The sequence below is a fragment of the Paenibacillus sp. MCAF9 genome, assembly GCF_052114265.1.
GTDB lineage: Bacteria > Bacillota > Bacilli > Paenibacillales > Paenibacillaceae > Pristimantibacillus.
Genome location: NZ_JBFREL010000022.1, coordinates 1 through 20,514 on the forward strand (window position 1 = coordinate 1; position 20,514 = coordinate 20,514).

The window sequence follows — 20,514 nt, forward strand, 5'->3', positions numbered from 1 at the left end:
ACACTTATCTTATTTACTCTCCACTATCGGTTCGCGCACATTACAATCATACGACGATCATCGCCGATGCTGGATATGGTCAGTCTGAGTTATTATGCGCTACAAGCAGCAAGCAAGGGAGAAACTGAGCTGCGAGGAAAGATATTCGCTGTCGGTAAGACGAATGATTGAACCCGAAAGTGTTTTAGGGCAGATAAAGATTAACCAAGGATTCCGGCGTTTCTGCTTCGCAGCTTGCCTAAGATAAGTCTGGAGGTCGGGTGGCTTTCGCTTGCCCATAATCCTATGAACCAAGCATAGACCAGAATAGAAAAATAGCAGTACAGGAATAGCTCTCCTGTACTGCTACCAATACTCCCGTTCAAAGCGAGCTATTCCTCAGCGAGCTTGATGCTTATGGGACAGCCCCATTCAGCTTCTTCCTATTTTTTAGCTGCCGCCCAAGCGTCCAGCTGTTTTTGTTTCTCGGCGATAATTTTGTCTATTCCCGCTGCTTTCAGCTGTTTATTGAATTCAGGCAGCTTCGCAACAGGATCGACCGTTCCGGTCTCCAGTGCAATTTTGTACTGGTTTTGCACATTCGTTACTGCCGCAATTTCTGTTTTGACGGCATCTGCATTAAAAGTAAAGCCAAGCGCTTTTGATTTCACGGCATTTCTATTAAACTCAGCCAGCTGATTCCAAAGCTCTGGATCATCGCCATTCCAAATGTGTGAAAGCGATTGGTTGCCAAACATCCAGCCCATTTGCAGGTTGTAGCCTGAGTTTGTTGCATCCACGCCTTGCGGGTAATCAATGACATTGTCGGAAACCTTCACGTAATGCTTGTTCTCAATCCCGTAATCCAGCAAGTTGATGAAGTCTTTATCGGTATACATCATATTCAGCAGCATCATCGCTCTCTCAGGGTCCTTCGAGTTTCTTGCGATACTCCACATAATGGAAGTAATATTATACGTCGCTGTTGCTGCAGGGCGGAAATGTACCGATACCATCTCTTTGCCTGTAGATCTTGATTCCTGCGTCTCAATACCCGGCTTCATATGGGATATGAACGAGAATGCCTTGCCCGATTTAACTAAGTTGTATTGCGTCTCAGTGCTTGTAGCTGCATCCTTGGCAATATAACCTGCTTGATTCCATCTTCTCACTGTATTCAGCATTTCGGCATATTCCGGCGTCTCATACATATTCACGACCTTCAGGTCGTTGTCATAGCCTGGAAGCACGCCAAAGCCTTCGCCCAAGTTATCAAAGTAGCTGAGAACAAAAATATCGAGAATAGATGTTCCATACTTAACTGTCGGAATCATATCCGGTTCATTATCTTTAATTGTTTTGAATACAGCGTCCAAATCATCCAAAGATTTAATCGCGGCAGTATCAATGTTATATTTTTCAACCAAATCCTTGCGCATCGTGATGCCATAATCTGCTGCCAAATCTCTGATACTTGGTACTGCATATATTTTTCCATCGATTCTCGTCGCATTCAAGAACGCAGTATCAAGGGAGTCTAGCGCTTCCGTAACCCCTTGTCCATTCTCAGCCAAGTATCCATCAAGCTCAAGAAGCTGCCCTTTAGCTACATCTTGGCTGTAGGTTCCAAGTCCGCTTACGATCAAATCCACCTGTTCATTACCCGACATCATTAGTGTCTTCTGCTGAGCCCATGCGCCAAAGCCGATAGGTACCAGCTTTACTGTCGCATTGATTTTTGCCTTCGTCATTTTGTTGATTTCATCCTGAACCAGCTTTAAATCCTTAGGCTCGCCCCCGACTGGAAATACCATAACTAGCTCAACAGGCTTAAGCTCCCCGCTGCCGTTGCCGCTTTTTCCTTCTGCTGTTTTCCCGTCGTTGCCCGCGTTAGTGCCCTTGTTGTCTCCATTGCCGCATGCACTGATCACCATTGCGAAAGCTAGTACGATTAAGAGAAGCGTTTTTGCCACAAACTTGTTTTTTCTCATTGCTGTGACCTCCCTATTTTTATTTGTGATCCGATTCTATCTATAAATGCATGATCCATGCCGTTATAGCGTCTATGAAAGATTTATCCTTTAACAGCACCAATCGTCAGGCCTTTAACAAAATACTTTTGGAAAAACGGATAGGCGATCAACAGTGGAATGACCCCAATTGCGGCCATTGCCATCCGCATTGGAGCAAGCGGAATATTCGCTCCAATATCTGCATTACGGCTGCCTGCCTGCGTAGAAGATTGTAAAAACTGTACGTCCAGCAATATTCGATTGAGAAGGTTTTGAAGGCTATAATAATGACTATCTGTAAGATAGATTAAGCCATTAAACCAGTCATTCCAATATAAAATAGTGTAAAATAATCCTACTGTAGCAAGCACCGGCGTCGATAGCGGCAATACGATCCGGTAAAATATTTTCCATTCCCTTGCCCCGTCGATATAGGCGGATTCAATAATCGCTGTCGGAATCGAGCTTGCAAAAAAGGTTCTCATCAATATGATAAAAAATCCGTTCATCAAAAGGCCCGGTATGATTAAGGCCAGCATCGTATTTTTTAAATCAAAATAGTTGGTGTAAAGCAAGTACGTCGGTACAAGGCCTCCGTTAAACAGCATCGTAAAAAATACATAAAATGCGAGCGTGTTGCGAAACGGCATTTCTAGACGCGAAAGCGGATAAGCGACCATCGCAGTAAGCGTAAGTCCAAGCGTCGTACCAATTATAGTCGTTAAAACCGTAATGCTGTATGCCCTTATAATGTCAGAAGAGCTGTTCCACAAATAGTGGTATGCGGAGAAGCTGATTTTATCTGGGAAAAAAGCATAACCGCTGCGAACGAGCTCCATATCATCGGTAAGGGAAGCGGAGAACAGCAGCCAGAACGGCATGATGCAGAAAAAAGTGAACACTAGCATAACGATGTTAATAATCCATTGATAGAGCTTCCCCGATGCTTGCATAATACATCTCCCTTTCTAAAACAACGCGTTGTCTTTGTTGTATTTTCGTACGACCGCATTCGATAAAATGACCAAAATGAATCCGACCAATGCTTGGTACAAACCTGCGGCCGAGGACATCCCGATGTCGCCGAGGTTAATCAATGCTCGATAAACATAGGTATCAATCGTATTCGTAACTGGCATCAGCGCGCCTGTGTTAAGCGGAACTTGGAAGAATAAGCCGAAATCGGAGTAGAATATACGTCCAATGGCGAGCAAGGTCATAATCGTAATAACCGGCGATACGAGCGGAAGCGTAATCTTCGTAATTTGCTGCCACCGGTTAGCTCCGTCGATCGTTGCTGCCTCGTAATACTCATTATCAATGCCGATGATTGCTGCCAAATAAATGATGCACAAATTGCCTACGCCTTTCCACACGCTTACGAGCGTTAAAATCCATGGCCAATACTTGGTCTCACTGTACCAAGAGATAGGATCAAGCCCCATCATCGGAAGCAAGGTTTTGTTCATGAATCCGTTCTCAACATCGAGGAAGCCGAGCACCAGATAGCCGACAATAACCATCGAGATTAGAAAGGGAAGCAGGATCAGCGTTTGATACAGCCTTGATAAGAAACGTTTGCGAATTTCATTAAGCATTATCGCAAGCGCTAATGCAATCCCCGTATTCAACAGGATAAAGGTAATATTATAAAGCAGCGTATTTCTTGTAATGATGTAAGCGTCCGTTGTTTTGAACAAATACTCAAAGTTTTTAAAGCCAATCCAGTCGCTGCCCATAATTCCTTTCGCAAAATTGATGTCCTTAAATGCGATCACGATTCCGAACATCGGCAAATAGTTGTTAATCAGCAGGTACAAAAGGCCGGGCAGCGCCATCAGCACGAGGGCACGGTATTTCTTAACCTTTCTCATCTCCGATGCGAATGCTGCTTTCTTCTTCGTCTTCAATGAGACCTGCTTCATATTGGAGGGTGACGTCTCAGGATTTGCTTGCACGGGTCTCAACCACCTTTGGCTTCGTTTAATATGTTGCTTAACTAATAGTAGCGCAAACAAAATAGAGCCACTACTAATAATCCGACATCCGACTTTCGAGTTTCCGACATCATAAACGGGAAAAGAAAAATGCCGTCAGAGGGTCTCTAATCCTCTAACGGCATCGTTTATTTGGACGGACAGCCTTTGCGATAATACTGGGGTGTCATCGATACTTCTTTTTTAAACAACGTAGAAAAATACGAAAAATTCGAGAAGCCAACCGCGAGTGCGACGTTGCTGATCGTAGTATCGGTTCTTGCGAGCAGCTCCTTGGCAAGATTGATTCTTTCTTTCAAAATATAATCGGATATCGAGAGCCCCGTCTCTTTCTTAAACAGTTTAACGATGTAATCTGGGCTTAACCCAATATAATCGGCGATATATTGTCTGGACAGCTCCTCATCGATGTGAAGCGCAATGTAGCGCTTGATCTTCTCGACCACCGTCTCCGTCGAATCCAGCTTTTCCATATGGACGAGCGCCTTCTCAAGCACATCCCGCACCCAATTCTGAAGGTTCGTCACGCTTCGTGTCGCTGACAAAATACGCTCTGGCGTCAAATGGTCCGAAAAAATTTCATCCGCGCGCAGCCCCTGCTCATGCAGCGTATGCAGAACCATTTGCAGAAAGCTTTGATAAAATTGCTGCAGCCTTTTGGCTCCTAAGCACTCAATTCGTTTCCATGAATCCAAAAACTGCTGCGATTCATCGAGTACCTTTTTCTTGTTTCCTTGCTTAATGAGCTCCGACCATACATTCATGGGCGGCATTGGAATCTGCGATTCCTTCTTTATTGGATCATCGATGAACATCACACAGTCTGCCATATTAACTTGATCCTTTTTAAAAGCGATCAAGCCTTCCACCATATCCCGCACTTCATGGACTTGTGCCGATTTGCCAATATAGCAGGACACGTGACAATATAAATAATGATTGCTCATCTCAATAAAAGACTGACAGCGCCTTTTGATTTCTTTGCTAAAGAGCTTGCCATCTTCTGTTTGCATAACATCCTGTGCAAACACAATGAGCATGTAATCAGCGTTCATCCGGACGATTTGTGCACTAGCAGCACGCTGAATAACGACCTCCTCAAGGGCGTTGTGGAGCGCATACTCCATAATTTGCAAATCACGGGCGGTTAATGATTTCTCCCAATGCTCGATACTGATAAGAACCGGTAGAAATGTCATAGACCTCGTGTACGGAAGCTTCTGCTTGCCGATAACCTCCAACATTTTATCCTGATTAGACGGAATGGCTTGCTTCAGTACATCCTGCCAAAAACGCTCGGCCGCCATCGTTGCCGATTCCCGCTCCTTCCTGATTTTCTCGATTAGCTTCGTCATCACAAGCTTCAATTCATCATGCGGAACGGGCTTCAACAAATACTCGAAGCTGCCAAGCTGAAGAGCTTTTTTCGCATATTGAAAATCAGCGTGACAGGTAAGGAAAACACATTCGGTTTGGGGATACTGTTCACGCACCCATTCAAAGAGCTCCAGCCCGCTGCCCTGCGGCATTTCAATATCACAAATCATCATATCAAATGGCTGAAGACTAAATTCCTCCTTCGCTTGCCGAAGATTATGTGCGAGAGTGACACTTATAATCCCGAGCTCTCTCCAGTTCACACTCGATTTAATGCCATTTGCGATAAAGATTTCATCATCAACGATTAATAAACGGTACATATTCACGACCTCATTTCTTTCGTTAATGGCATCGTTATTTCAACTGCTGCACCATCTTCGTTATAAAAAGCCATGCTCGCCTTGTCCCCGTATAACAGTCGCAATCTGCGTCTTACATTCCAAATGCCAATATGCTCGCCATCTTCATTCATTAAATTAATTTCCTGCTGCAGCTTCTGCAAGACCTCCTCGGAGAAGCCGCGGCCAGTATCATGAATTTGAATTCGCAGCCTCTCTTCTGGCATCAATTCGCATCTTCCAATCGTTATCGCAATATGAGTCGGCTCATCCGTGTTAATTGCATGTTTTATCGTATTCTCCGCAAAGCTTTGAATAATTAACGGAGGAATATAACAATCCCTCAGCTCGCCATCAACAGCGATGTCGTACGTAAAGCTTCCGGGAAAGCGGAAGGTCTGGATTTTCAAATAGTTTTCACTATGATTAAGCTCATCCTGCAGAAGCACGTAATCCGTCTGGCTGCGGAACATAAACCGGAAGTAGCGGATCAAGGAGAGGGACAGCTCCTGTATTAATTCGTACTTTCTCTCTTGCGCCAAGTAATAGACGATGTTGAGGCTATTCAAAAAGAAGTGAGGGTTAATTTGCAGCTGCAGCTGTTTCAGCTCTGCTTTCTGATTAATCAATTGTTCCTCATAAACGTCAATTTTCAATTGTTGAATATCGCAGACCATGCTGTTGAACGTTTCGTTCATCATTTCGAATTCATTGGAGGTCGGTTTATTCGGTATTCTTGCCTCCATATAGCCTTCTTTGATTTTGCGCATGGCGACAATAATTCGATTGATCGGCAGCAGGACCACTTTACGAAGAAAATACAGAGCAATCACTAGAATGAGAATCGAGCCTGTCGCAATAAGCACAATGATTCTTTGCAGATAAGGAAGCTTCTCCAAAATATTTTGCTCGGGTACGACAGCTACTAATCCAAATTCACCTTTGCCTGATTTTTCGCCCATGACGAGGTAATTGTTGTCTTCGCCGGAAAGCTGATACGTCTTAGAGATATAGGATAAATCGATTTTGTTTTTTTCGAAAAAGTCCTCGTCCTGAAGCGGCCTATTGCTCTCATCAACAAGCAGCGACCTGCCTTCCGAACCGAGGTCTAGAAAGTCCAGCGGGTCCATAACTCCATCCACATTTACCCCTGCCCCAATGTACAGGTTGCCAGCCTTAATCATATGCAGCAAATAATTTTGTTCTTTCAAATTCAGCACAGACCATTTATCGTACTGATAGCTTTTCATCGCTTGTTCATCGTTTAGAAGCGCAACAATTCCATCCTTGATGAAATCATTGTTGGAATAAGCAGAGCCCGTCAGCTTAGGCGCGAACAACAAATCCTGATTCAAGGGTGAATAAATAAAAAAATAGTCCAATGCTTTATAATAAGTCGCATTGTCTCTTAACTCTGTAAATAGCCAAATTCGCTGCAAATTGTATAAATCTACATCTGCTTCTGGGAGACTATCGAGAATATTCAAACCGGATTCTTCCGCAGTAAATTTGAGCATGTAGCTATCTATATCCTCAAGCGTCGTATCAATTAAACCCATGTATAGATTAAGCATATTGCTGTTGGACTGCGCCACTTGATTACGAACGACATCAATGGAATACAAATTGTTATAAATGAGAAAGGAAACCATCGGAATCATAATAAGCATAAGCCCTGTTACCAGCTTAAATCGAAGCGAATTAAAGAGAGAACGATTAAGTAATTTCAAGTTCTGCTAAGCCCCCATTTGCCTCTTAAATAAAAAATAGAGCTATATACAACTATTAGCCGGGGATTAATCCCCGGCCGCGCTTTATCAAACTATTTTTTCTTGCCGTAGCGTTTTGTCCTATCATCGACGATAATCCCGCTCCAGTTTAAGCCATATGCAAAATCATAGGCGTTCCCCTCGGAATCAACATGTACTTCCATATCGTGTGCAACATCTTCCAGCTGCTCCTCAACGGTCTTCATATTAGCAGGCATCTGCATCGGCAGCAGCCCTGAAGGCTCTGCTTCACCGGTAATAATATCTAGAATCGCTTGGTCCTGTACACCAAATGCAGCAATGATTGCATCGGCCTCTGCTTCAAATTCTGCAACGATAGAAGGCTTCGATAATTGCAGCGACACAATGACAGGTTTGCCTTTCATAACCTCTTTCGTTCTCAGTACAGCCTCCAAGTCCGAAGCATTTGTGGTCGTTACCGTTTTCCCCTTATAGGAGCGGTTTAACACATCTCTATCATCGCCGGCTATACTAATTTCCCTAGCATGCTCTGCGGTATAAGGGGCGTATTGCAAGCTTATCGGAACATAACCGTTTCCACCTGCTTCAGCATCTGCCTTGCTGTATCCGCTGCCGGAATCTGCCCCTGTAATGAACACCATTGCAAAATCAGCTGTCTCCGGGTCATCCGTTACCTTGAAATATTTCTGTATAACATCCATATTGACGGGATATCCGTCAAATGCAGCAGTCGGGAATCCGATCCAATTGGTACCTGCTGGTCTGAAGCGTTTAGGAATATAGACCGTCTTCAGTTTCTTTATCGGGAGAACGTTTCCTTTGTTTTTAAGCAAAACGAGTGATTTGAGCTGCGCTTCGTAGCCAGCTGTCATGAATTCAGCATTGCCGACAATGCGAGTGGTTTGTTCTGGATCGCAATACGGGTTCTCGAATAAGCCGACGCGGAACATGTTCTTCAAGAGCCTTACCGCTGACTGCTCAAACCTTGCTCGCATATAGGCTTCACCATGCTCTGCCACACCGATACGGTAAGCTTCAATGACAGGACCCGCGTCATTATTTCCACCGAATTGATCTACTCCGGCCATAAGTGCTTTGTAATGACGCTCCGAAACGCTATAACCTTCCTCAACCCCCCATGCACGTCCTCCTGGAAACAATCGTGTAATATCAGTGCCTTCATCGTCCGTAATTCCCCAGTCCGTGCACACGACACCATCGTAGCCATATTTATCACGAAGCAGGTTGCCGATGATGTGATCGTTGTAGGCGTTGCCCACATTCTCGCCATTCACCTGATCTTGATTATAGGAAATCGTATAATAAGGCATAATTGCCGATGCTTTCTCCGTACCCCCCGAGAGCTTGAAAGCGCCGTCCAAGAATGGGATCAGATGCTCCTCGAAGTTGTTGCCTGGATATACTGCAAATTTGCCGTATCCAAAATGAGCATCTCTGCCGCCTTCTCCAGAACCGCCGCCCGGCCAATGCTTGACCATTGCATTTACGCTTCCTGATCCCCAGCCGTCTGATGGAGACTCTTCTTCAAACGAGGTCTGAAACCCGTCGACATAGGCTTTTGCCAAATCGGCTGACAGTCTTGAATCCTCTCCGAACGTGCCGTCGAAGCGTGACCATCTTGGATCGGTCGCGATATCGATTTGGGGAGAAAGAGCGGTTGCAATGCCAAGCGCCCTGTATTCCTTAGCAGCGATCTTCCCAAACTGATGAACAAGCTCAGGATCAAAAGCTGCTGCAAGCCCCAGCGTTTCGGGCCACATGGAAATTGCGCCTCCCGCCCCTGCATTATATTCCTTGCTCGCATCGGACCCATGGCGCGGATCGCTGCTGTTATTCGCCGGGATGCCCAAACCTGTACTTTCGGCCAAGGCTTGTACTTTATTGTTCCAATGAGCAGCAATCTCCGGGCTTTCTACAAAAGTAAGGAGCACATGCCGCAGATGGTCTTGGGTTAAAAACTTTATTTGTTCATCGGATAAATCATGCGGCTTCGCACCGCTCTCCGAATACGGCTTGCCATTATAAGAGGCGGTGAAAAAGCCATGCGAAGCTGGAACAGCCTGATGCGCGCTGTACAACATCAAACCGGCAATTTGCTCGATGGACATTTTTGAGGCTAAATCCTTTGCTCGCTCTTCTGCCGGCAAGCGCCAGTCCTCGTATTTATCCAGCTTCCCATCCTTATTGAGGTCTTTAAATGCAAAACCATCTTCCACTATAATATTTACGCCTGAATTAGCTGAATATCCGAGTGTTGGGCCACCTTCATTTTTTACATATGTAATCGTTTCCAATTTTGTTTCAGTCCAATGATCACTCATGTCATTACTGCCTCCTAGGACGATTATCATATTCAGACATTAACGTATTCCCTCTCACTAGCGGAAAAACCTTCCCACTGATGGAAAGGCTCCCTTTTATATTGTTACTCCGTTAAATGAATTGAAACTTTATTCAAATTCTACAACTTTGCCCGTTTCAGCTGACTTATAGATCGCTTCTAAAATTTGCGTGACCACATAAGCTTGCTCTGGTTTTACGAGAGGCTCGGTATCATTAATAATACTATCCAGCCATTGTCTTGCTTCTTTCACCCCATCATCCTCAGCCCCTGGACCGAAGTAAGCAATGCCCCCGCTAAAGGAAGGTTTCGTCTCCACAAGCTGTCCGTGTTTGGCGCTATTAAAGATGACATCGCTTTTCCCAAACGTTGAGCTAGCTTTCATCTCTGCTCCGCCTTCTGTCCCGCAAAGCGTAGTCATCGCCTCTTTAGCATCGGTTGTATTTAATATCCACGACGCCTCCAAGAAAATCGTAGCGCCGTTTTCCATTTTAATAAATCCAAAAGCCGAGTCTTCTACATCATATCTTTCCGGGTCCCATGCCCCCATCATATTGCCTTCGAACTTATCCGCCATTTTATGATAGACAGAACCACTCACCGATTTCGGCTTATAGTTATCCATGAACCATAATGCCAAGTCCAGCGCATGCGTGCCTAAATCGATTAACGGTCCGCCGCCCTGCTGCTCTTTATCCAGAAAGACCCCCCATGTCGGTACTCCGCGTCTGCGCACGGCATGAGCTTTAGTCATATAAATGTCTCCTAAATCACCTTCGCGGCATGCCTTATGCAAAATTTGAGAATCATTTCTAAATCTATTTTGATAGCCAATCGTCAGTTTCTTGCCTGTCCGCTTTGCCGCATCTACCATTTTTTTGGCTTCAATTGAGTTGATCGCCATTGGCTTCTCACACATAACATGTTTGCCCGCTTCTAGTGCATCAACTGTTATATAAGAATGCTGCAGGTTCGGTGTTAATACATGAACAACATCAATTGATTCGTCTTCGAGCAGCTTTTTGTAATCGACATAAACTTTAGCGCCCTCGCTTCCAAAATCCTGAGCTGCCTTTTGCGCTTTCTCTTCAATAACATCACAGAAGGCAACCATATCACCCATATGTGAAAGCTTGGCTAACGATGGCATATGCTTTTGGTTCGCGATACCGCCGCAGCCGATGATACCGATTTTAAGTTTTCCTTTGTTCATTGAACATTCTCCTCCTTATGGGCTATACATATTGTTGAAGCACGGTTAGATCCTTGCGAATGCTGCCAAACTTGTCTTCCGACTCGCCCTCGTTCTCCACAAGCGCATAACGGACATGCCCCATTGCGCGGATTTGTTCGTACACAGCTGCAAAATCAAACCTGCCTGTGCCAAGATCAACGAAGTCTCCAGGGCCAATATGCTTCTGATAGATTTGAAATGGTTCAAGCCCCTCTTCGCTGCCTTGCTGCATAGCTTCCATAATATTGAGCTGGCCGGATAGATTATTGCTTATATCCTTCTGGTGGACAATATCACAACGATCGCCAAGCTTCTCTAACACATGAATCGGATCTATGCCTGCACGTACGACCCATGCCATATCGATTTCAAATTTCACATAGGATGGATCTGTATTTTCCAAAATCAAGTCGAACAGCGTTTGATCACCGACCGCTTTAAACTCATGCGCGTGATTATGCAGATAGAACTGGAACCCGCCATCCTTCATTTTTTTGCCGATACTGTTCATTTGCTCCGCAGCTTTCAGCGTATCCTCACGATCTTTGATCCACACGGATGGAAGCACGATTCGTTGGCAACCGATACCCGCGTAATACTTCATAAGCGAATCCCACTCATGAGAAATCAATTCTTGCCCTGGCATCGTGCCTTCATGAACCGCTACTGCATTTAGACCAAGCTCACGAAACTTATCTCGAACCGCTTCCATAGGAATTTCATCGATATATCGTGTAAAGGACTTCATATTGAATCCAATAAGCTCAATATTTACATACCCTGCGGCAGCAACCTTCTCCAGCGTTCCAAAGTAATCCTCACCAAGCTCCCTGTATACGGAAAAAATATTAATGCCTGCTTCAATAGTCATTCGGCGAAATACCCCCATCTCGATTGGTTGATTGTGTTCTTATTTATTATGATAGAATACCGGAGACTTTCTTTCTTTCACGTATCCGTCATTCTATTATTGAATTTCCGCACTGTGGTTGTCGGAATGAAAGATTTGTCGCCAACTTTTTGGATAAAAAAAGGGACTGTCTCAAAAGTAGAATGACCTCCACTTGAAACAGACCCTGCTTTTTTTGGATAGAGCTTAGGCAAAACGATATCCTTCCCTCATCCTACTTATAGCTAGCGAACCTAATAGCCCTTATTTAAAAGATTCATCATGGCTTATAATTGTAACGAACTCTAGAATCGTTATTTCGAGAAACGTTGCTCATAACCCCCTTATAAAGCATGCAATAACGTTAATAAGGTTCGTTAAAATTAAAGAAAGGAAGCCCGTTCATAGCCAACCGCATGTCATTCTTTAGTAATAAAAAAAGAAAGCCTCAATGATACAGGCTTTCTCCACTCGCTGATCTATGCTGTTTACTGAACTTCCTCTACAAACCGATTCGTCAGCGAACCCAGCTTCTCGATTTCGATCGTAACCGTATCGCCAGCCTTCAGCCATACCCGCTTCTCTTCCGGGTAGCCGAGTACAACACCCTCAGGCGTTCCAGTAAGAATAATATCGCCTGGCGACAATGTCATATGCTGTGAGACATAGCTTACGATTTCATCACAGCTAAAAACCATATCCGAAGTATTGGACTGCTGACGCACTTCACCGTTAACAGTGCAGCCAATGGACAGATTGTTAGGGTCTGCAATTTCATCTGCAGTGACCAAATAAGGACCGAGCGGGCTGAACTTGTCCAGTGATTTGCCAAGCAGCCACTGCTGCGTGCGCATTTGCAGATCCCTTGCGGACAAGTCGTTGACGCAGCAATAACCGAATACATGCTCCAGCGCCTGCTCCTTCTCAACATACTTTGTTTTCTTGCCGATGACGATAACCAGTTCAGCTTCGTAATCAACCTGACTTGTCACCTTTGTTGGAAGCGGAATATCTTCTCCATGAGCAGCTACGGTGTTATCGAATTTATTGAACAAAATCGGATATGCAGGAATTGGAGCGTTAGTCTCATGCGCGTGTTTGCGGTAGTTCAGTCCGATGCAAATAATTTTGCCCGGCTCGGTTACACATGGCCCGAATGTAATATCCTCTTCGCGAAATAGGGCATCAGAATATTGTTCTGAAGCTGCGGAGACTTCCTCCACAAACTGGCTTAACGTACCAAGCGCATCCGAACCACCTTCAATCACTTCCATAACTGCTGTCGGTACATTCGGCTTATTGTTGATTTTCAGTGCCTCAACGATATCCAAGACGCCACTCGCTAATTTAACTCCTAAATGAGAGCCATTTTCTTTTTTAATGACAAGCAATTTCATAGTTATCTTCCTCTCTTTTGTGGATGATTCATACTGCCGCGTCAGGCATTTTTGCCGAACACGACGCCTCCATCAATATAAAGCGGTGAGCCCATCATAAAGCTCGACTCATCGGATGCAAGAAACAGTGCTGCCTTCGCTACATCTTCCGGACGGCCTAATTCATTGCTGAGCTGCCGTGATTTTAGCGATGCGATGGCAGCCTCTGGGTCCTCGTAGGAGGTGCGTAAATAGTTTTCAACAAACGGCGTCATAATCGTACCCGGCAAAAGTGCATTTACACGAATATTGTACTTAGCATAATCGACCTGCATCGATTTGGTAAGTGCCAGTACCGCTCCTTTGGTAGCTGCATAAGACGCGCGGTTTGCAAGCCCCATCTCTGCAATACAGGAAGACATGTTAATAATCGTGCCGCTCGCTCGTTCCATCATATGAGGCAGGACATACTTGGAAGGCAAATAAACCCCGCGAATATTGACCCGGATCACGCGATCCCAGTCATCCGGCTCCACCTCATGAAGCGCCCCTACACCGCTAATGCCGGCATTATTGAATAGGACGTCAATTCGGCCGTGCGCGGCAATCGTTTCGCTTACCATGGATTGAACGGAATCTGGATCCGTAACATCCGCATAAACAAACGAAGCCCGCCCCCCTAGGGAGTTGATATCTTCTACCGTTTCCTTTCCTTTATCTGCGTTCAGATCGTTAACAACAACAAACGCGCCTTCCTTGGCGAATAGCAGCGCCGAGCTCCTGCCAATACCTGAACCTGAACCGGTAATGAGGACAATTTTATCCGCTAATCTCATATACTAAGCTCCCTTCTATATTCGAATTCATGCCCCAAAACTAACCACGTGGCTCACAAAATGTTTCTATAGGCTAGGTCCGATACGGTTAATGCTGAATTCTTGATGGCCCAGCGTTTCTGCCTTCGTCCATTTCCCATCCGCTACATCTATGATTTCTTGCCATATTTTCTGTCCTGCCGACTCCAAACTCAGCATGCCGCCCAGCATATCGCTGACGTCCACGTCCATATTATCTTCCATCCGCTCAAACATCCGTTTGTTCCCTGTAATTTTGATGACTGGCACGACTGCTGCCCCCGTTGGCGTTCCTCTTCCCGTCGTAAAACAAACGATATGAACGCCCCCCGCTGCCATGCCCGATACACATTCGATATCATTGCCCGGCGAGTCCATGAAGTAGAGTCCGCCCTCCGGTATTTGTTCTGCGTATTCGATAACTCCTTTAATGGGTGCTTTCCCGCATTTGCTAATGCAGCCTAGTGATTTCTCTTCAATTGTAGAAAGACCGCCTTCAATATTGCCGGGACTCGGATTGCCGCCCCGCATGTCAGCGCCCATCCGCTCTACCTCTTTCTCGAAACGGCCGACAATATGATACAGCATATCCGCCGTTTCCGGCGTGGCACAGCGCTGTGCCAGCACATGCTCGGCGCCGATAATTTCGGTCGTCTCGCCGATAACGATTGTTCCGCCTGCTGCGATTAAAGAGTCCGCGGCCTCGCCAAGTGCCGGATTCGACGACAAGCCGGAAGTGGCATCGGAGCCGCCGCATTTCACGGCTACCTTGAGTTTTGACAGTGGAACAGGTACTTTCGGCTGACGCTCAAGCTCCGCCATCATTTGTTTGGCTAGCTCCGTTCCATGCTGGATCGCTTTCACCGAGCCGCCAACCGACTGGATATCAAATACTTCAACTAGTTTGCCGGTTTTACGAATATCCTCTGCAAGCGCGTAGGGATCCACTACCTCACACCCTAGACTGATGATGATCACTCCGCCTACATTTGGATTTTTCCCAGTTCCCGACAGCACCTCGAAAGTACGTTCCTTGTCCGCTCCGATCTGGCTGCAGCCATGCTGATGAGGAATGGCCACAGTACCTGGTACTAGCTGCATGATTCGGTTGCAAACCTGATTGGAACAGATGACCGTTGGAATGATGAGCAGATGATTGCGAATGCCAATATCTCCGTTCGCTCTTTCGTACCCCATAAATGTACTCATGCTTCCACCTTCCCGGCTATATCGCCTCTGCCGCGTATTCCTTCAATATTGTGGACATGAACATGCTGCCCCGCCAAAATGGCCATACTCGCTCGCCCAATGGTTTCGCCGTATTTCCGCACTTCCTGTCCTTCACTAAGTGCCTTAATCGCCAGCTTATGTCCGAATGGGATAACATCAAGTGCTTTTATTTCATGAATTTCCTCACCATCTCTGTAGCGAATGGTTTCTTCAGCTTCAACATCACGCAGCGCCATCACAACATGATCTCGGTCATCCATAATTAAAGCATCGACGTCATCTGTCATTTGTTGTTTCATTCAGCCACTCCTCCATCTTTTGTTCGTTCATGACTAATCGGTTTACTATTCAATTTTTAATCGTTATCCTTCATAATAATCGAGCATTTAAGATATGAAAATTGCGAGAAAACGCTTAAACATACCCTATTTTGACTATTATTCGGATAGTCATTACACTAGTACCGAACAGCATATTTTTATATCTTCCTCATCAAGGAGGTACCGCCAAAATGAAGCCGATTCGCAAGCAATTTGATGCTGCTGCTTCTTTTCCATTCGAATTCAGCTATCGTGCGGTAAAGGATTCGCATAATGAGCTGCCCAACCACCTGCATGATTGGCATGAAATCGTCTATGTCCATTCGGGAAAAGGCGTGTTTTTTATTGATGGCTCCTTCTATGCCATAGAACCCGGTGATTTATTTCTGCTCCCTGGCAACACCGTCCATCGTGCATTGCCGGATGAAGAAGCTCCGTTGACGGTGAGCGCCATTTATTTTCACGGACGTATCGTTCAATGGGACTCCTTAGGCGATACCTTTTCTTTTGTTCAATGCTTTGAGGAGGCTAACAAGCGGAAGAGCCAGAAGCTCAGTCTGGATACATCCGACCAGCACTTAATAGAAACGATGCTGATTCATATTAACGATGAGTTGACGATGGATAAACCAGGGCGCCGCCATGCTGCCGTCCTTCATCTGCTCCAGCTGCTGCTTCTGCTGAATCGCCAAATACCCGCTCCAACAGCCGAACGGAAACATACGGGTGCACCGGAGTGGATGAGGCTAACGCTTCGTACAATCGACGAACATCCTTTTGGTGACGTCAGCCTATCCACGCTAACCGCCAAAGCGGCAGTGAATCCATCACATTTTACGCGTGTCTTTAAGCTTCTTACTGGTATGACGCTAACTGAATATGTCACGGCAAAACGGATCAGTCACGCCAAGGAGCTCCTTCTATCCTCGGATGCGCCAATCCATGCGATAGCGAGCGAATGCGGGTTTGAGAGCCTGCCACATTTCCATCGCACATTCAAAAAACTAACAGGAACGACGCCAGCCGGCTACAAACGCAGCAGCCTATCGTCAGACTTTAAATAGGCGCAGCAGGGACTTCATGTTAAGCAGTTTAGCGGATGTATTGATAAATCATCGTACTGTTATCTAAATACAGCTTCAGCTCCTATTTGGTACGATGGGTTCAATTGTTGATAACGAATAGGAGGAAATAAAACATGACAAGTCCATCTAATTTCGGTAGTTTAACGAATGAACAAATTGATTTTTATAATGAGCAGGGGTATCTTGTGCTTCCAAATCTGCTGTCGGAACAGGATTTATCGCCCGCCAAAGAAGCGATGAATAAGAAAGTATCCATGATTGCAGATGAGTTAATGCATGCAGGACTTATTAGCGATAAACTGGAGCATCGGCCCTTCAAATATAGGCTCGCGGAGTTGTTTGCGGATTTGACCTCAGAGGAATTTCTGAACTACGGTAGAAGCTGGCGTGATAGACTGCCTGGCTACTTCGATTTAATGAGCAATCCAAAAATTTTGGATGCTGTGGAATCCTTAATCGGGGGAGAGCTTTTTTCCAATCCGGTCTACAACACAAGACCCAAAATTCCGAAGGTTGCTGCTGGAGCAGTGCCTTGGCATCAAGATAAATCGTATTGGCCCGATGCCAATTCTAATCCTGTCATAACCGTTTGGATTCCTCTTGTCGATGCGAACGAAGTCAATGGCTGCTTGCATATCAAGCCTAAGACTCATCGCACGAAGCTATTGGAATGGCATAGCGAAAGCCATACAGGTACAGGCTACACGGCGTTGCATGAAAGCCAGCTGGGTAAAACAAAAACTGTCGTCTTGCCCGTTCCAGCTGGAAGCGCGATTCTTTTTAATGACCGTTGTCTGCATATGTCCACCCCCAATGAATCAGACGAGGTGCGCTGGAGCGTAGATTTGCGATATCAACCAACGGATCAAGATCCTATGCCATCCCATGGCGCAGGTTTTCTAGCAAGAAGCTATCTTCACCCTGAAAGAGTAGCCACTCTGGAAGATTGGCTTGCAGAAAAGCCCGAACACAACACATAAAATAAAAGGGAGGACGCCGCACTACTTAGTTTTTTTCAGCCAGAAGAGCGAGATATGCTCTTCTGGCTGTTTATTTTATACGCTGCAGAACTTCAGGAATGGCGAAAGCTTAGCCTTATTTTAAAACTGAGTAACTTGACCTGCACTAATTCTAATAGGCTTATCGTCCACGCTTATCCAGACGTCGAGCGCAGAAGGGTTATGAACAATGCTTCTATCGACTGAGAATCTAAGTCTCTCGAGCGCTTGCATATAGGCTATAATCTCTGCATTCGTAGCATGCCAGATGGTATCGTTATCCTTTAGCAGCTCCCCCGCTTGATCAATAATCTCCCAGTTATCGTCATTGTCAAACTCATAGCTATGGCCCCAAACATAAAGCAAAGACATTCTACTAAACCATTCCTTAAAGTCTTTGAAAATTTCAACTTGTTCTAGCAATTGTTTATGATGACATGTTGGATGCCAACGAAGCGGATCAGCTGGCATATCGAATCTGCCATTGCTGTTCACCGTTCTAGCATATTCAATTCCAAGCGCTGGAAGCATCGCAACGACTTTGTCATTATAAGTTCCAAAAGGATAACTCATTCCACGTACCGGATATTGTACAAGACTCTCCAGCGTCCGCCGATCTTCCAAAATTTCATGTGCTACTTGATCTGGTGGAGAGATTTCTAGAAAAGGGTGACTAACCGTGTGCGCAGATACTTCATGGCCTTGAAAGAGCGTCCTAACCTCTTCTGCTGTAATATATCCCTCGCGCCCAAGAAAACCAGAGTTAAGATGAAAGGTACCTTTGAAGCCATACTGATTTAATTTCGCTACGAGCTGCCGGTCTTGAGTGCGCCCATCATCATAGCTGAAGGTCATAGCCTTCGTTCGTCCTTCTGGAAATAACGTGTACTGAACTTTCATCACATTTCGTCCTCTCTTATTCTCTTTGCTCAGCTGGACTATACACACTGCTAAAAGAAAAACCCATCAGTTCGATGGGTCAAGCTTTGTGGATAATTACAGCATACTAGGCTTCAACTGCAAAGTAAGCGCTATATCCTCATTATTCCAGCTTGCACTAATAGTTGCAAGCTCTTTTGTACGTTCGATTTGCGGCTTGAAGCTCTCGACTTCTTCTCCTATGCAAAGAGAGAAAAGAAATGCAGCCTCGTTCAGTTTTTGAAAATCAATAACCTTCTTTTCACCGGTATGAAGTACAAGGTCGATGCCGAGCAAGTCACCCTCCCTAGTTACTTCCCAGCTCCAGTCTCTTACTACCTCGCCTGCACTCTGATCATCAAAGGCTGCAAACCAGCTGCGCAGCAATACCAGCGTCTCCCCTATTCGCAGGCTAACACTGCCTTTCTCCACTACGGTGCTGACCTGATCCAAAGCGCCGCCAATTTCCAGACGGAATCGCAAATCTGACGCTTCGATTGAGCCATGAATCATATCCAAATTCGGGTGGGTATCTCCGCCATTGATGACAAAATTCACTCCAAACAACAGATGGTTCTCCCGCTGCTCCCCATGAAAAATAGCAGAACAATAATCATAACCATCGTGCAGCGCACGCAGATGCAAGTAAGTCGCCTCGCCGCCATTATCAACATAGCCGAGCAAAGTCCTTGTCTGGTTCCACATAATCTCTTTGTTGAAGCTGCCGAGTGAATAGGTCGGCGTCATATAAGTAGTTGCCCACTTCTCTTTACCGTTCCCATTGATCCCGAAGCATTCCCTTATCGTCCGCTGACCGAGCGTAAGGAACCCTTCTATATATTGCTCTGGACATACAGCGCCGCACTTATACCAATCTTCATAATAAGGAAGTTCATCCTCCGTATAGAAAGCCAGCTTTCCTCCGGTTGCTAGTTGTAGAAAAGCTTTGCTTTGAGGTGTAAGCAGCGTTTTGTAACAACGGCTGTGCGGACCGGACCACTGCCTTGTACCGGCATGAAAATGATCCGCTACACTTTTCCATGCGATGTTCAGCAAGTTGTTTCCAAGCTGCTTTGCATGGGCATTGCTCGTTTCCGTTACAATAGCAGACAGCTCCAAAATAGCAACATAAGTGTACGTCGGACTATTATATTCTTGGAACGCCTGCCGAGGCATTGTATAGTTATGCAGCTTTTCCAGTCGTTCCAATCCGTATTTTGCATAATCCTGCCGCTCGAACCATTCACCAGCGATGAGCGTAACGAATGCTCCCATAATCGCAATGTTAGTGTAATGCGGTCCAACATTCCGAATGATAATCGCGTCACAGGCATTACAAATAGCTTGTTTCACCGACTGCCGCAGCGTCTCTGGCAGCCTTGCATCGTGCCTTGAAATGATCAGCACAAGCAGCTTGCCGCAAAAGTCAGCCCAGTTCCAATCAGGAGGGGACATTTGATCAAGCGGCTCCTCATAAAACCAAGACCAGATACCGAACGTATTGCGGCTCCGATCTGTATCCTGCAAGGAAACGATTTGCTCAATGATATCGAAAGCACGCTGCTCATAATGTTCTTTCCCTGTATCCAGCAGACCCAGCGCATAGCTGAGCGAACTCCGTGTTGAATGGATAAAATCAGCCTGTTTAATGGTCGTATGATAGCCGGGACTACTGAAGGGTGACCTAAGTAAACGGTTTTCTGAATTGTACTGGGAGTCTAGGGAATCAATCAGCTCAATCAATTTGTTTCTGTTATCGAATGAATGATTAGAATTGTCCACTATGTTCAT

Annotated in this window: 16 protein-coding genes and 1 pseudogene; 3 read left to right on the forward strand and 14 right to left on the reverse strand. The window is 45.5% G+C overall.

Annotated features, from left to right (window positions below; all coding sequences use genetic code 11):
- Positions 1-94: 94 nt before the first annotated feature.
- Positions 95-300, forward strand: a pseudogene (locus tag AB4Z45_RS24175) (transposase); the annotation flags it as partial.
- Positions 301-422: 122 nt separating this feature from the next.
- Here the strand turns inward: AB4Z45_RS24175 and AB4Z45_RS24180 are convergent.
- The 12 genes from AB4Z45_RS24180 to AB4Z45_RS24235 all read right to left on the reverse strand — a co-directional run bounded on the left by AB4Z45_RS24180 (position 423) and on the right by AB4Z45_RS24235 (position 15,701).
- Complete coding sequence (locus AB4Z45_RS24180) at positions 423-1,970, reverse strand: ABC transporter substrate-binding protein (RefSeq protein ID WP_441912157.1); 1,548 nt, start codon at positions 1,968-1,970, stop codon at positions 423-425.
- An 83-nt stretch (positions 1,971-2,053) separates the two neighbouring features.
- Complete coding sequence (locus AB4Z45_RS24185) at positions 2,054-2,944, reverse strand: carbohydrate ABC transporter permease (RefSeq protein ID WP_076267076.1); 891 nt, start codon at positions 2,942-2,944, stop codon at positions 2,054-2,056.
- A gap of 15 nt (positions 2,945-2,959) precedes the next feature.
- Positions 2,960-3,865 (reverse strand): ABC transporter permease, encoded by a 906-nt coding sequence (locus tag AB4Z45_RS24190; protein ID WP_372238971.1) that lies wholly within the window; start codon positions 3,863-3,865, stop codon positions 2,960-2,962.
- A gap of 251 nt (positions 3,866-4,116) precedes the next feature.
- Positions 4,117-5,688, reverse strand: a complete 1,572-nt coding sequence (locus tag AB4Z45_RS24195) for a response regulator transcription factor (RefSeq protein WP_441912158.1) — start codon at positions 5,686-5,688, stop codon at positions 4,117-4,119.
- 2 nt (positions 5,689-5,690) lie between these two features.
- A complete protein-coding gene (locus AB4Z45_RS24200; RefSeq protein ID WP_441912159.1) occupies positions 5,691-7,436 on the reverse strand; it encodes a sensor histidine kinase in 1,746 nt (581 codons plus the stop codon).
- A gap of 92 nt (positions 7,437-7,528) precedes the next feature.
- Positions 7,529-9,799, reverse strand: a complete 2,271-nt coding sequence (locus AB4Z45_RS24205) for a glycoside hydrolase family 3 N-terminal domain-containing protein (RefSeq protein WP_441912160.1) — start codon at positions 9,797-9,799, stop codon at positions 7,529-7,531.
- Positions 9,800-9,928: 129 nt separating this feature from the next.
- Positions 9,929-11,032, reverse strand: coding sequence for a Gfo/Idh/MocA family protein (locus tag AB4Z45_RS24210; protein WP_441912162.1), 1,104 nt, complete (start codon positions 11,030-11,032; stop codon positions 9,929-9,931).
- Positions 11,033-11,054: 22 nt separating this feature from the next.
- Complete coding sequence (locus AB4Z45_RS24215; RefSeq protein ID WP_441912164.1) at positions 11,055-11,924, reverse strand: sugar phosphate isomerase/epimerase family protein; 870 nt, start codon at positions 11,922-11,924, stop codon at positions 11,055-11,057.
- Between the two features lie 506 nt (positions 11,925-12,430).
- A complete protein-coding gene (locus tag AB4Z45_RS24220; RefSeq protein WP_441912165.1) occupies positions 12,431-13,339 on the reverse strand; it encodes a fumarylacetoacetate hydrolase family protein in 909 nt (302 codons plus the stop codon).
- A gap of 41 nt (positions 13,340-13,380) precedes the next feature.
- On the reverse strand, positions 13,381-14,154 hold the full coding sequence (locus AB4Z45_RS24225) for an SDR family NAD(P)-dependent oxidoreductase (protein ID WP_441912167.1): 774 nt from the start codon (positions 14,152-14,154) through the stop codon (positions 13,381-13,383).
- 66 nt (positions 14,155-14,220) lie between these two features.
- Complete coding sequence (locus AB4Z45_RS24230) at positions 14,221-15,381, reverse strand: UxaA family hydrolase (RefSeq protein WP_441912168.1); 1,161 nt, start codon at positions 15,379-15,381, stop codon at positions 14,221-14,223.
- The gene (locus AB4Z45_RS24235) at positions 15,378-15,701 is read right to left on the reverse strand and encodes a UxaA family hydrolase (protein ID WP_441912170.1); all 324 of its coding nucleotides are present in this window, start codon (positions 15,699-15,701) and stop codon (positions 15,378-15,380) included. Before AB4Z45_RS24235 ends, AB4Z45_RS24230 begins: the two co-directional genes overlap by 4 nt.
- A gap of 212 nt (positions 15,702-15,913) precedes the next feature.
- Between AB4Z45_RS24235 and AB4Z45_RS24240 the strand changes: the two genes are divergently transcribed.
- The gene (locus AB4Z45_RS24240) at positions 15,914-16,786 is read left to right on the forward strand and encodes an AraC family transcriptional regulator (protein WP_339204815.1); all 873 of its coding nucleotides are present in this window, start codon (positions 15,914-15,916) and stop codon (positions 16,784-16,786) included.
- A 134-nt stretch (positions 16,787-16,920) separates the two neighbouring features.
- Positions 16,921-17,787, forward strand: a complete 867-nt coding sequence (locus tag AB4Z45_RS24245; protein ID WP_441912171.1) for a phytanoyl-CoA dioxygenase family protein — start codon at positions 16,921-16,923, stop codon at positions 17,785-17,787.
- A 120-nt stretch (positions 17,788-17,907) separates the two neighbouring features.
- Here the strand turns inward: AB4Z45_RS24245 and AB4Z45_RS24250 are convergent, their stop codons facing one another.
- Both AB4Z45_RS24250 and AB4Z45_RS24255 read right to left on the reverse strand, forming a co-directional pair.
- The gene (locus tag AB4Z45_RS24250) at positions 17,908-18,705 is read right to left on the reverse strand and encodes a polysaccharide deacetylase family protein (protein ID WP_441912249.1); all 798 of its coding nucleotides are present in this window, start codon (positions 18,703-18,705) and stop codon (positions 17,908-17,910) included.
- 96 nt (positions 18,706-18,801) lie between these two features.
- Entirely contained in the window at positions 18,802-20,514 is a 1,713-nt protein-coding gene (locus AB4Z45_RS24255; RefSeq protein ID WP_441912172.1) for a hypothetical protein, read from the reverse strand.

Bases quoted from the DNA above. Each gene is read 5' to 3' on its own strand.
- AB4Z45_RS24220 (WP_441912165.1), bottom strand. From the start codon at position 13,339: ATGAAATTGCTTGTCATTAAAAAAGAAAATGGCTCTCATTTAGGAGTT.
- AB4Z45_RS24185 (WP_076267076.1), bottom strand. From the start codon at position 2,944: ATGCAAGCATCGGGGAAGCTCTATCAATGGATTATTAACATCGTTATG.
- AB4Z45_RS24250 (WP_441912249.1), bottom strand. From the start codon at position 18,705: ATGAAAGTTCAGTACACGTTATTTCCAGAAGGACGAACGAAGGCTATG.
- AB4Z45_RS24225 (WP_441912167.1), bottom strand. From the start codon at position 14,154: ATGAGATTAGCGGATAAAATTGTCCTCATTACCGGTTCAGGTTCAGGT.
- AB4Z45_RS24195 (WP_441912158.1), bottom strand. From the start codon at position 5,688: ATGTACCGTTTATTAATCGTTGATGATGAAATCTTTATCGCAAATGGC.
- AB4Z45_RS24255 (WP_441912172.1), bottom strand. From the start codon at position 20,514: ATGAACATAGTGGACAATTCTAATCATTCATTCGATAACAGAAACAAA.
- AB4Z45_RS24215 (WP_441912164.1), bottom strand. From the start codon at position 11,924: ATGACTATTGAAGCAGGCATTAATATTTTTTCCGTATACAGGGAGCTT.
- AB4Z45_RS24230 (WP_441912168.1), bottom strand. From the start codon at position 15,381: ATGAGTACATTTATGGGGTACGAAAGAGCGAACGGAGATATTGGCATT.
- AB4Z45_RS24240 (WP_339204815.1), top strand. From the start codon at position 15,914: ATGAAGCCGATTCGCAAGCAATTTGATGCTGCTGCTTCTTTTCCATTC.
- AB4Z45_RS24235 (WP_441912170.1), bottom strand. From the start codon at position 15,701: ATGAAACAACAAATGACAGATGACGTCGATGCTTTAATTATGGATGAC.
- AB4Z45_RS24245 (WP_441912171.1), top strand. From the start codon at position 16,921: ATGACAAGTCCATCTAATTTCGGTAGTTTAACGAATGAACAAATTGAT.
- AB4Z45_RS24180 (WP_441912157.1), bottom strand. From the start codon at position 1,970: ATGAGAAAAAACAAGTTTGTGGCAAAAACGCTTCTCTTAATCGTACTA.
- AB4Z45_RS24190 (WP_372238971.1), bottom strand. From the start codon at position 3,865: ATGAGAAAGGTTAAGAAATACCGTGCCCTCGTGCTGATGGCGCTGCCC.
- AB4Z45_RS24210 (WP_441912162.1), bottom strand. From the start codon at position 11,032: ATGAACAAAGGAAAACTTAAAATCGGTATCATCGGCTGCGGCGGTATC.
- AB4Z45_RS24205 (WP_441912160.1), bottom strand. From the start codon at position 9,799: ATGAGTGATCATTGGACTGAAACAAAATTGGAAACGATTACATATGTA.